The organism is Streptomyces sp. NPDC040610, assembly GCF_055594065.1.
Genome location: NZ_JBVIXA010000015.1, coordinates 69,790 through 81,634, shown reverse-complemented (window position 1 = coordinate 81,634; position 11,845 = coordinate 69,790). Strand labels below are relative to the sequence as shown.

10 protein-coding genes are annotated in these 11,845 nt (G+C 73.5%); 3 read left to right on the top strand and 7 right to left on the bottom strand.

The window, feature by feature from the left end:
- Window positions 1-67: 67 nt before the first annotated feature.
- Window positions 68-1,282, bottom strand: a complete 1,215-nt coding sequence (locus ACZ6AA_RS35095; protein ID WP_471462501.1) for a CapA family protein — start codon at window positions 1,280-1,282, stop codon at window positions 68-70.
- Window positions 1,283-1,573: 291 nt separating this feature from the next.
- Here ACZ6AA_RS35095 and ACZ6AA_RS35090 point away from each other — a divergent pair, with 291 nt between their 5' ends.
- Both ACZ6AA_RS35090 and ACZ6AA_RS35085 read left to right on the top strand, forming a co-directional pair.
- Window positions 1,574-2,089 carry a hypothetical protein gene (locus tag ACZ6AA_RS35090; RefSeq protein ID WP_468460738.1) on the top strand — a complete coding sequence of 172 codons (516 nt, stop codon included), beginning with the start codon at window positions 1,574-1,576 and terminating at the stop codon, window positions 2,087-2,089.
- Window positions 2,090-2,199: 110 nt separating this feature from the next.
- Window positions 2,200-2,874 carry a zf-HC2 domain-containing protein gene (locus tag ACZ6AA_RS35085; RefSeq protein ID WP_468460740.1) on the top strand — a complete coding sequence of 225 codons (675 nt, stop codon included), beginning with the start codon at window positions 2,200-2,202 and terminating at the stop codon, window positions 2,872-2,874.
- A gap of 137 nt (window positions 2,875-3,011) precedes the next feature.
- On the opposite strand, the gene ACZ6AA_RS35080 is transcribed toward ACZ6AA_RS35085, so the two are convergent.
- The 4 genes from ACZ6AA_RS35080 to ACZ6AA_RS35065 all read right to left on the bottom strand — a co-directional run bounded on the left by ACZ6AA_RS35080 (window position 3,012) and on the right by ACZ6AA_RS35065 (window position 8,221).
- Entirely contained in the window at window positions 3,012-3,872 is an 861-nt protein-coding gene (locus ACZ6AA_RS35080; protein ID WP_468460742.1) for an Fpg/Nei family DNA glycosylase, read from the bottom strand.
- A gap of 7 nt (window positions 3,873-3,879) precedes the next feature.
- Window positions 3,880-5,997 (bottom strand): SpoIIE family protein phosphatase, encoded by a 2,118-nt coding sequence (locus ACZ6AA_RS35075; RefSeq protein WP_468460744.1) that lies wholly within the window; start codon window positions 5,995-5,997, stop codon window positions 3,880-3,882.
- A gap of 80 nt (window positions 5,998-6,077) precedes the next feature.
- Window positions 6,078-7,304 (bottom strand): DUF6777 domain-containing protein, encoded by a 1,227-nt coding sequence (locus ACZ6AA_RS35070; RefSeq protein WP_471462498.1) that lies wholly within the window; start codon window positions 7,302-7,304, stop codon window positions 6,078-6,080.
- 92 nt (window positions 7,305-7,396) lie between these two features.
- On the bottom strand, window positions 7,397-8,221 hold the full coding sequence (locus ACZ6AA_RS35065; protein WP_471462496.1) for a hypothetical protein: 825 nt from the start codon (window positions 8,219-8,221) through the stop codon (window positions 7,397-7,399).
- 554 nt (window positions 8,222-8,775) lie between these two features.
- Here ACZ6AA_RS35065 and ACZ6AA_RS35060 point away from each other — a divergent pair.
- Window positions 8,776-9,972 carry a S1 family peptidase gene (locus tag ACZ6AA_RS35060; RefSeq protein WP_471462494.1) on the top strand — a complete coding sequence of 399 codons (1,197 nt, stop codon included), beginning with the start codon at window positions 8,776-8,778 and terminating at the stop codon, window positions 9,970-9,972.
- 19 nt (window positions 9,973-9,991) lie between these two features.
- On the opposite strand, the gene ACZ6AA_RS35055 is transcribed toward ACZ6AA_RS35060, so the two are convergent.
- A complete protein-coding gene (locus ACZ6AA_RS35055) occupies window positions 9,992-10,849 on the bottom strand; it encodes an ABC transporter permease (protein WP_468483323.1) in 858 nt (285 codons plus the stop codon).
- Entirely contained in the window at window positions 10,846-11,757 is a 912-nt protein-coding gene (locus tag ACZ6AA_RS35050; protein WP_468460754.1) for an ABC transporter ATP-binding protein, read from the bottom strand. The genes ACZ6AA_RS35055 and ACZ6AA_RS35050 overlap by 4 nt, the downstream gene beginning before the upstream one ends.
- Window positions 11,758-11,845 lie beyond the last annotated feature (88 nt).

The following is an 11,845-nucleotide window of genomic DNA, read 5'->3' as shown; positions in this document are numbered from 1 at the left end:
TTCTCAGCCGCCCACCCATAATCCCTTTTGTGGTGCCCCCCTGGTTAGGGGTGGTGCGGCGGGTGGGTTAGGGGGTGTTGTGCCCTCCCCCGCCGCGGGCGGGGGCCGTGTGGGGGTGGACGACGCGGCCCTCGCCCGTGTCGAACCAGTACGGCACGAACTCGGCCCTGCGCACCTCCCAGCGGTCGCCGGGGCGTTCGGGGGCGGCGAAGGTGAAGCGGCCCGCGGTGCCCTGGTTGCCGCGCGGGTCGTGGGCGCCCGCGTGGTTGATCATGTCGCCGGCGATCTGGTCGCCCATGCCGTAGACGATCCAGGTCCCGTTGACCTTCTCGTACGCCTGCGGGACGTGTGCGTGGGTGCCGATGATCAGGTCGACGTCCGGCCGCCCCGCGGTGCGCGCGGACGTCAACTGCTTGCCGAGGCTCAGCTGTTGGCGGTCCGGGGCGTCCTGCCACTCGCTGCCCCAGTGCAGCGAGACGACCACCACGTCCGCTCCCGTCTTCCGGGCGGCGCGGGCGTCGGCCAGGATCCGGTCCCGGTCGATGAGGTTGACCGACCAGGGCTTGCCCTTGGGCAGCGCGATGCCGTTGGTGCCGTACGTGTACGCGAGCTGGGCGACCTTCGCGGCACCCGCGCGCAGCCACGCCGGGGAGCGGCCCTCGGTGGCGGTGCGGCCGGAGCCCGCGTGCTTGACGCCCGCCCGGTCGAGGGCGGCCAGGGTGCGGTGGATGCCGTCCGCGCCGTCGTCGAGGGTGTGGTTGGACGCGGTGGAGCAGGCGTCGTAGCCGGTGGCCCTGAGGGCGGTGGCCACCTGCGGAGGCGACTTGAAGGACGGATAGCCCGTGTAGTCGCCGTTCGCGCCGTACACCGTCTCCATGTGACAGATCGCCAGGTCCGCCTTGGCGACCACGGAGCGCGCGCCCGCGAGCATCGGCGTGAAGTCGTAGCCGTCGCCGCCCGCGTCGGCGTTCGCCTTGCGGATGATCGAGGCGTGCGGCAGGACGTCGCCGGTGGCGACCAGGGTGAAGGAGCGCGCGTCGCCCGCGCCGCCGCCCGCCGCGGACGGCGCGGGCGCCGGGTGCCGGGGCGCGGACGCCCGCCGCTGCTCCTTCTCGCCCTCCGCGGACGGCTGCTGCGCGGCGCAGGCCGCCGTGGCCCCGACGAGGGCGGCCGTGAGGACGGCCAGGGCCTGGCGGGTGCGGCGGGTGTGCCGGGTGCTGCGGCCGCGCCGGTTGCTGAGAGTGAGGCGGCCGGGCCGGGCGGGGCGTGTGCGCTGTGTCATCGACCGGACTTCCGTATGGGGAGTTTTTAGATAAAAACGATCCACATACGAATACAAGGGTGAGTCAAGGAGCAATGCCGCGCAATTCACCGAAACGGACTTAAACCCAGAGTGATGTGACCCGAAGAACACAGCCGCCCTCACCTGCGGTGAAACCGGACCCAAGGTCAAGGATCCGTAAAGCGCCTTGCTCAGCACCCCCGTTGGGTAATCGGCTGTCCTCATCCGTGTTCCGGGTCGGGGGGCCTGAAGCCGGTGACGCGTACACGGAGCACAGGAAGGCGGAGCGTGATGCTGCACGAGAGCACGGACGGCACCCAGGGCCCCGGCGGCGACGAGCTGACGGTCCCGATGGCCTGGCTGTACGCCGAGTACATCGCGGACGAGTTGCTGCGCACAGGCGACCTGATGCCGCCCACGTCCTTCGAGTACCGGGCCGGTCGTGACGCGCTCGCGCTCACCATCTTCCTGTCGGACACACGCGGCGAGCTGTCCTGCATCCGCGTGGTCTCCCAACTGGACACCTGGCTCTCCCTGACGGCGCACGACGAGCACTGGCAGGAGTGGGTCCGCGAGCGCATGGACGGCGTCACCGCCGACGCGATGGCCGCGCGCGGCCCCGCGCCCGACCTCGTGCTCGCCGAGGCGGCGTGGCGCTGGCTGGAGGAGACCGAGCTCCTCGCGCCGGACCTGGACGCGGTGCCCGGCGGCGGCTCGGTCCTCGGCGAGGACGACGGCCCCAAGGTGTGGACCCCCGCGTGGCGGCTCGGCCTGCCCCTCGGACATCTGGCCATCCAGCTCTTCTGACGGCTCCCCTTCGGCGTCCGGCACGGCACCCGATCTCGTCCGCCCTTGAGTGATTCGGTGGCCGATTGCGTACGGGAGGGCAAGAAGCACCCTCACCGACAAGGAACGCCATGAGGTCCCTGGAGCGGCATCGTGACGCCGGCGCCTACGCGCTCGGCGTCCTGGACAAGGCGGACGCCTTCCGCTTCGAGGACCACCTCACGGAGTGCGTCCACTGCCGGGAGCGGGTGTCCGAACTCGCCGCGCCCGCACGTCTTCTGAGGACCCACGGCAGGTCCGTCGCGCACGTCTTCGACCCGGCCGCGGCGCCCGGCCCCCACCTGCTCGACCGCCTCGTCGTCGAGACCGGGCGCGTCCGCAGGGCCCACCGTCGGCGGTGGCTCTGCGCCGTCGCCGCGGGCGTGGTGCTCGCCGTCGTCGGACCCGCCGCGGCGGTCCTGAGCGCGGGCGGGGGCGACGCGGCGGTACGGGTCGCGGCGCACGACGGGCGCAGCGGGATGGCGGCCGTGCTCACCGCGCGGGAGCGGGCGTGGGGCACGGAGGTCGGGATCCAGGTGCGGGACGGGGGCGCGGGCCGACGGGTGTGCGAGCTGGTCGCCGTCGGCGACGACGGGTCCCGGGAGGTCGTGACGACGTGGCGGGCGCCGGGTCCCGCGGAGCCCGGGCGGTCGGTGCAGCGGGAGTGGGAGACCCGGGGCGGCACCGCCCTTTCGCCGGACCGGATCGACCGGTTCGAGGTCCGTGACGACGAAGGAGAGCGGCTGCTCACGCTGCGGCCGCGTTAGCCGTGGGCAACCCCGGCACAGGGGAGCGGGGTTGCCCGCCCGCGCACCGGCGGCGGACGGCGCGGCCGGTGCGACGGGTCCCGATCGGCGGGCTGCCTGGTGGCGGGCGGCCTGCCAGCCGTGTCCCTGTCGGCGGGCTACTTGAGGAGGCGCGACATGCGGCGGTCGGCCAGTGGCTTGCCGCCGGTCTGGCAGGTGGGGCAGTACTGGAGGGAGGAGTCCGCGAAGGACACCTCGCGGATCGTGTCGCCGCACACCGGGCACGGCAGCCCCGCCCGCCCGTGCACCCGGAGGCCGGACTTCTTCTCGGACTTCAGGCGCGCCGCGGCGAGCCCGCGCGAGCGCGTCACCGCCTCGTCCAGCGTCGACCGCAGTGCCTCGTACAGCTGCTCCGTCTCCTCCTCGGAGAGGCTGCCCGCGAGCTTGTACGGCGACATGCGGGCCGCGTGCAGGATCTCGTCGCTGTAGGCGTTGCCGATGCCCGCGATCAGGCTCTGGTCGCGCAACGCGCCCTTGATGCGGCGACGTTCACCGTCGAGGAGCCCCGCGAACCGCTCCGGCGTGAAGTCCGCCGCCAGCGGGTCGGGGCCGAGGCGGGCGATGCCGGGCAGCGCGGCGGGGTCCTCGGTGACGTACACGGCGAGGCGCTTTTGCGTACCGGCCTCCGTGAGGTCGAAGCCCGCGCCGGTCGCGAGCGCCACGCGCAGCGCCAGCGGTCCCTTGCCGGGCTTCGGCGGGCCGCTCGGCAGCGGGTCCTTCCACTGGAGCCAGCCCGCGCGGGCGAGGTGCGTGACGAGGTGCAGGCCGCCCGCGTCGACGGCGAGGAACTTGCCGTGGCGGGCGACGCCCGTCACCTCGCGCCCTTCGAGCGCGGTCACCGGCGGGTCGTACGTCTTCAGGACACTGATGGCCACCGGGAGCACCCGGACGATCTCACGCCCGGTCAGCTCCTCGGCGAGGAAGGCCCGCAGGGCCTCGACCTCCGGCAGTTCCGGCACGACCGCCTCACCCCTCACCCGTCCCGTCGCGCGCGGGCACGATGAACTCGCACCACACGCACTTCCCGCCGCCCCGCGAGTCGACACCCCACACGTCCGCGAGCCGGTCCACGAGCAGCAGCCCCCGCCCGGACACCCCGTCGTCGGAGGCCGCCCGCAGCCGGGGCAGCGCGCTGGAGGAGTCCTCGACGTCGACGCGCAGCCGCCGGTCGGCGCCGGACACCACCCGCAGCGTGACGATGGCGGTGCCCTCGGTGTGCATGAGGGCGTTGGTGATCAGCTCGTCGGCGGCCAGCTCGATCTCGTCGGCCCGGTCCCGCGCGCCCCACGCGCGCACGGCGGCCCGGATCATGTGCCGCGCCTCCGCGAGCGCCTCCGGGTCGTTGGGCGCGACGTGCTGCTGGAGGCGGCCGCCGGAGCGCGGCGCGTCCACCACGCGGCGGCGCAGCAGGAGCAGCGCGGCGTCGTCGTCGCCCCGCCCGTCGTCCAGCCGCCCGCAGAGCAGGTCGGCCAGGTCCTCCAGGTCGCGGGGTCCGACCGAGACCATCTCGGCGAGTGCCTGGGTGCCGTCGTCGAGGTCGGCGCCCGGCTCCTCGACGAGGCCGTCGGTGTAGAGCAACAGCATCTGGTCGGGGTCGAGTTCGAGGGTGGTGACGGGGTAGTCGAGGCGCCCGAACTCGGCGGACAGGCCGAGCGGCAGGCCGCCCTCGACGGGCACCCGGCGGCAGGTGCCGTCGGTGAGGCGAAGGAGCGGGTCGATGTGACCGGCGCGCACGAGCTGCACCACGCCGGTGCTGAGGTCGGTCTCGGCGTACAGGCAGGTGGCGAAGCGGTCGGTGTCGAGTTCGTGCAGGAAGCCGGAGGCGCGGGCCATGACGGTGGCGGGGGTGTGGCCCTCGGCGGCGTACGCGCGCAGCACGATGCGCAGTTGGCCCATCACGGCGGCGGCGTGCGTGTCGTGACCCTGGACGTCGCCGATGACGGCGCCGACGCGGCCGCCGGGCAGCGGGATCACGTCGTACCAGTCGCCGCCGATGTCCCGGCCGACCGCCGCGCTGCGGTAGCGCACCGCGATGTCGGCGCCGGGGACGCCGGGGATGGAGCGGGGCAGCATCGCCTGCTGGAGGCCCTGGGCGAGGTCCTTCTCCTGCTCGTAGAACATCGCCCGCTGCAGGCTCTGCGCGATGCTGCTGCCGAGGGCGACCAGGACGGTGCGCTCCTCCTGGGTGAAGCCGGTGCGGTCCTGGTAGAGCAGGCCGAGCACACCGAGCGGCTTGGCCTGGGCGATCAGCGGCAGATACGCGGCCGAGGCGATCCCGAGGTGCTCGATGTGGGGCCAGAGCAGCGGGTAGGAGGCGGCGAACTCCTCCGGCGTCTCGATGTAGCGCGGCGAGAGGGTGCGCACGGCCTCGCTCATGGGGTACGCCTCGTCGACGCGGGTCAGGCGGGTTCCGGGCACATAGCCCTCCGGCGGGCCCTCCGCGACGAGACGGATCCGGCCGGCCTCGACCAGGCCCATCACCAGGTGCGAGGCGCCGAGGTGCGCGAGGCCCTGGGCGTCGCTCAGGACATCGATGACGTCGGCGACGGTGCGGGCGTGGGCGAGCGCCGCCGTGGTGCCCTGGACGACGCTGGTACGGCGGCGGCGGTCCGCCTCCGCCTCCACGCGCTCGCGGTGCGCGGTGCTGTCGCTCAGCTCCCGGGTGGCGTCGCGCAGGATGCCCACGATGCGCTGCGGGCGCTCGGAGCCGTCACGCAGGACGTGGCCCTGGGTGTGCCGCCAGTGCAGGCTGCCGTCGCGCAGCCGCACCCGGAAGTACGCGCCGTAGCCGCAGTCGCCGCTCTTGAGTGCCTGCGACACCTGGACGTCCAGGCGGTGGGCCTCCCCCGGCGGCACCCGGACGGCGAGGCTCTGCGGCCGGTTGTCGAACTCGTCGCGCCGCAGGTCGAAGAGGGCGAGGCCCTCGTCGTCCAGGAGCAGCTCGCCGCTCCTGAGGTCCCACTCGAAGCTGCCCATCCCGAGCCCGGCGCCGTAGGTGTCGAGGAAGCAGCCGGTGGCAGGGGATGCGGAGCCGCCGCCGCAGCGCCGCATCGCTGCCTCGACACCTCCCGTGCCCGCGTCCATGGGCCAACGCTAGGCCGACCCTCGGACGGCCGCATGTGGACGGCCGCCGACCTGCGGCGCGTCCCGTGCGGGGCCGCCCGTCAGCGGCCGCGCGCGCCGGTCGGGAGCGAGGGGCAGCCGGGCGGGAGCGGGGGCCGGGGGCCGCCGAAGGGGTCGCCGGTGCCCGGCGTGGGGCAGTCGGCCGACGTGCTGTCCTCGTCGGGGGTGGTGGGGCCGGGGACGCGGTCGGACGGGCCCGAGGGATCTGAGGGGTCCGAAGGGTCCGAGGGGTCGCCCGGGTCCGTGGCGTCCGACGGGTCGGTGGTGTCGGAGCGGTCGGAGGGATCCGTGCCGTCGGACGGGTCCGTGCCGTCGGAGGGGTCCTGGAGCTGGTCGGGGTCGCGGGTGCCGTCCGGGTCGCCGGAGTCCGAGGGGTCCGTGGAATCGGTGGCGTCCGTCGGATCGGTGGAATCCGAGGGGTCGGTGGAATCCGAGGGATCCGTGGAGTCCGTCGGATCCAAGGGCGACGGCTTCGGGGGCGGCACGGGCCGGTCGTCCTTGCAGTGCTCGTCGCCGGTCCGCCGCTCGATCCAGGTGTTGTTGACGATGTTCACGATGACGATGACGTTGATCGGCCGGGGCGCGGGCGTCACCACGACCACCTTGGCGGGCCGGTAGCCCTGCCACTGCTGCCCGCTGTGGGTCGGCGGCTGCTGGAAGGCGACCGGCGGCCGCAGCGGGTTGCCGCACGCGCAGCGCACCCGGGGCAGGCCGCGGTCGTCGACGAGGACGGCGGTACCGGCCTGGAGGACGGACTGGAAGGCGGTGGCGCGCCCGTCGCGGTAGTCGTGGTTGGTGACGCGGGTGTCCGCGCGCAGGACGACGGGGGTCAGGCCCCGCAGATAGGCGGGGACGCGGTCCTGCGCGATGCCGACGGCTCCCGCGAAGGCGCGGGCGCGCGCGGGTTCGGCGGTCAGGTACTGGATCTGGCGGCCGACGTCGCAGCTGCCGGTCCGCCGCGTGCCGCCGTACAGGCCGGGGGTGCCGCCCGCCAGGGAGCGCAGGCCCTGGTCGGCGGGCGAGGAGGAGCCGCTGGGGGACGGTTGCTGCGAACGGGTGACGGGAGGCGGGGTCGCGGCGGCCCGTGCGGTGGAGTCCGTGAAGGGGTCCGGGCCCTGGGCGGCCACGGGTTCCAGGAACAGCTCACGGCCGCTGTCGGCCTGCTTCTTCTTCTCCTGGCCGCCGCTGTCCGAACCGGAGCAACCCGCGACGGTCAGCGCCGCGGATATCCCGAGGGCCGTGGCCCACGTTCTGGTGGATGCGCGCACGGGGGGTCTCCCGCCTGTTGCCGGGGCGTTCGTCCCTCATTGTCTGGCGGGCGGAGCGGGGCCCCGCAAACGGAGACGGGGGCGGGCGGGGGCTAGGAAGAGCCGTCGTCCGGCCACCGCCAGCTCATGCCGTAGATGCCCTGTCGGCACTGCGCGGCGTACAGATGGGCCGTGCCCGAGGTGTCCACGGCCAGGGGGCGCACCTTGCGCTGCGGTGCGGAGGAGTTCTCGCGGTAGTACGAGTGGCAGAGGGCCGGGTGGCGGTCGTGGGGGAAGTACACGTGCAGGAGGTAGCAGTCCTGGTTGCCGCGTATGCCGCGTTCGTGGAACCCCGTCGGGCGGTCGTAGGGAGCGGCACGGATCTCGTACTCGACGGCCATGGTCTCGCCCAGCGTCAGCGGACGGCCGAAGCCGATCTGGAGCATCACTCCGCCCGAGGCCGCGTCCTGGCGCAGCGACTCCAGCCGCCCGCAGTGCACGGTCGCCTCGGGCAGCCCACCGTCGGGGTCGTCCAGAAAGTGCAGATTCATCATCTGCTCCGGCCCGTCGGCGACGGCGCGGACCAGGTGATTCACGATCAGGCGGCGTACGCAGCCGCGCCGGTCCAGGTGCAGGACCTCGCGGGTGAGGAGCACGACGATGTCCCGGTTGAAGTCCGCGAAGGAGTCCCCGAGTGCCTGCTCCTGCCAGGACTCCTGGCCGTAGAGACGGCGGGTCGCGTGCTCGTCGGTGCGGGCGGCCCGCCGTCCGCGTGGGCGCTGGGGCGGCAGCAGCGCGGAGAGCCCGCCGGGTGGCAGGTCGAGGATGCTCTCCAGGGCGACCACCGCGCGCAGGGAGTCGGAGCGCTCGGGCCGGGTGCGGTCGCGCTGCCAGTAGCTGAGGGTCGCGGGGGTCAGCCGGATTCCGCGGGCGGACAATCGCTCGCAGATACGGTCCAGGGGGAGCCCGCGCCGACGTACCGCCTCACGCAGTGCGGCGGCGAACGGAGCGGGGCGTTCCACCGACAGGGCCGGTGAAAGGACCGATTCCGTGTCGGTTTCCCCATGGTTCGGCTTGCTCGGCTTCAGCCCGGATGTATCCGTCACGAATTCCGCCTCCCGGCATGACAGATGACGACCCACGGCTCCGCTACCAAACCCCGCCGAGGCCGCGTACGTCAATATCCGGAACGCCGCTTCCGCATCACTTTTCGCCCGCGCCAACCCCTGGACGAGCACGGATCGTTGCGTCCGCGTCGCTCTCCGGTGCTCTCGCTTTCCCCGAGTTCGCGCATTAAGTGTTTACGTCTTTCGCCTTAAGACCCCGTGCCCCGCGATGCCTTGTGTGACCGCCCGGAGCGACGGGAGGGTTTCGCCCACGGCCCGGTCCGGGAAATCCCGCATACCGCGCCGATGGCAGTTCGGTGCACCGAATGACCCCACCCCGGTGCACCGAACCGCCATGAGCCCCCACTCAGTTGAAAGGCATTCAGATGGCGCAAGCTCGGCATTTCCTCCTCGCCGCCGCCGCGGCCGGAGCCCTGGTGGCCACAACCGGCGCCACCGGCGCACAAGCCGACGCTCCCCCCGCACCGCGCTACGAACCGCGGATGATCGCGGCCCTGGCGGACACCCTCGGCGTGAGCGACTCCGCCGCCGTGAGACACCTCGACGAACAGGCCGACCAGCAGCGGAGACTGGACCGGCTGCACAAGGACGGCGTGCGGACGGACGGCGCGTTCTTCGACGCCAAGGGCACCCTGACGGTGAACGTCGGCGCGGCCCGCGAGGCGAAGAAGGTCAAGGCCACCGGCCTGACCGCCCGCATACCGAGCCGCGGCGAAGCCGAACTGGCGCGCATCACCGCCGCACTCGACGCGACGGCCGCGAAGCGCGTCCCGAGCGGCGTCGCCTCCTGGGAGGCCGACCTGGCCTCCGACACGGTCAAGGTCACCGTGACCGACTCCGCCACCCCGGCCGCGCGCGCCTTCCTGAAGAAGGCCCGCCAGTACGGGGACGCCGTCCGCGTCGTCAAGAGCGACCGCGAGCTCCAGGCGAAGGCGGCCGTCGCTCCGGGCAGCCGGATGAACATCAACAACCAGCCGGGGTCGTGGTGCTCGGTCGGCTTCGGGGCGCGGAACGCCGCGGGCAAGCAGTACCTCGTCACCGCGGGCCACTGCGTGACCGGCAACCCGGGCCTCTACTTCGACGGCTCCAAGTTCGCCTCGGGATCGACGACCCGCTTCGCGCTCGGCCGCGACAGCGTGGACATGGGCCTGGCGACGGTCGACGCGGGCTCCTCCATCACGACGGCGGTCGGCACCTGGGGCAACGGCGCCCCGGTCGCGGTGCGCGGCAGCCAGCGCGCGGCGGTCGGCGCGAGCCTCTGCAAGTCCGGCTCGACGACGGGCTGGACCTGCGGCAAGGTCAACGCCTACGACGTCACCGTCACCTACACCGACCGCAACGGCGGCCCGGACACCGTGGTCAGGGGTCTCGGCCGGTCCACGGTGTGCGTCGAGGGCGGCGACAGCGGCGGCGCGTACATCGCGGGCAACCAGGCCCAGGGAATGACCTCGGGCGGCCCGACGAACCAGTCCTGCGGCGGGGTGAACCTCCAGGGCTCGTCCTACTTCCAGCCGTTGGACGACACGCTGCGGTACTACGGCCTGACGCTCAACACGAACTGAGGCCGCGCCCGGCTCCGCCTCACTGGTCCCTGCGGTTCACGCTGAACACGGTGACCGCGACGGCGGCCAGCGCCCACACCGCGTACACGGTCCAGGCCCCGCCCTCCGACCACGGGTACGGCCCGAAGTGTGCGCCGGGCTCGGTCAGCCGTCGCCACGCCGGGTACGGCAGGGAGTGGGCGATGAGGGCCGACCAGTAGCGGTCGGGGCTGACGACCATGGGCAGCACCAGGAGCGCCGCCACGGTGGCGACCAGGGTGCTGCCCATGTGGCGCAGGAGCGTGCCGAGCGCCATGCCCGTCAGCGCGGCGACGGGGGTGAGCAGCGCCGACGCCAGGACGACGCGCAGGGCGCCGGGGTGGCCGAGGGAGACCCCGATGTCCCGGCCGGACAGGATCGCCTGCGTGGAGAAGAAGGACACGAAGGCGACAAGGGTGCCGAACGCGGTGGTCACCCCCGCGAGCACGGCGGCCTTGGCCGCCATCACCGCGCGGCGGTCGGGGACGGCCGCGAACGTCGTCCGGATGAGCCCGGTGCCGTACTCCCCCGCGACCGTCGCGGCGCCGATGGCCCCGGCCGCGAGGAGGTGGATCACGACGGCGTTGGACGTGAAGGCCTCGGCGAGGGGGATGCCGTCGCGGATGAACGCGTCCGCGTCGCCCGCGTTCTCGTCCGTCCAGTACTGGTAGGTGTCGTATGCCTGGCCCACGTTGAAGCCGATCACGGCGAGCGCGGTGACCAGGTACGCCCACGGCGTGGACCGCAGCGACCAGAGCTTCAGCCACTCCGCGGCGAGGAGGTCGCGGAAGCGGGCGGCGGGCTCACCGGCCGTCCCGGCCGCGTAGGGGGCGGTACCGGTGGCAGTCCCTGTGGTCATCGTGCTTCTCCCGCGAGGTAGTCGACGCTGTCGGCGGTGAGTTCCATGAAGGCCTCCTCCAGGGACGCCGAGCGTGGGGCCAGTTCGTGCAGCGGCAGGGCGTGGGCGCAGGCCAGGTCGCCGACGTGGGCCGCGTCCAGGCCGGTGACGGTGAGCAGCGGCCCGTCCCGGTGGACCACGGCGCCCTCGGCGGTCAGGACGTCCGCCAGGTCGGCGGCGCGCGGGGTGCGCACGGTGACGTTCGCCCCGGTGCCCCGGGCCGCGAACCGTGTGAGGCTCTCGGCCGCGATCAGCTCGCCGCGCCCGATGACGATCAGTTCGTCGGCCGTGTTCTCCATCTCGGACATCAGATGGCTGGACACGAAGACGGTGCGGCCCTCGGCGGCCAGGCGCCGGAACAGGCCGCGCACCCACAGCACCCCTTCCGGGTCGAGCCCGTTGAGCGGCTCGTCGAAGAGGAGCACCGGCGGGTCGCCGAGCAGCGCGGCGGCGATGCCGAGGCGCTGGCGCATGCCGAGCGAGAACCCCCCGATGCGGCGCCGTCCCGCCGCCCCGGCGAGCCCGACCTCCGCGAGGACCTCGTCGACGCGGCGGCGCGGGATGCGGTTGCTGCGGGCGAGCACGGCGAGGTGCGCGGCGGCGCTGCGGCCGCCGTGCAGGTCGCCCGCGTCGAGCAGCGCGCCCACGTGGCGCAGGCCGCGCGGCCGGTCGCGGAAGGAGCGGCCGCCGACGGTGACGGAGCCGCCCGTCGGCTCGTTCAGGCCGAGGATCATGCGCAGGGTGGTGGACTTGCCCGCGCCGTTCGGCCCGAGGAAGCCCGTGACGTATCCGGGCCGCACCGTGAACGTGAGGTCCTTGACGGCCGTCGTCGCGCCGTAGCGCTTGGTCAGGTCCTTGACTTCGATCATGCGTCAACGGTGCCGGGGGCAGGGGCCGTCCGGCATCGGCCCGCCGCCGACAATCCGGGCCGCCCGGTGTCGACCCTGGTTGTACACC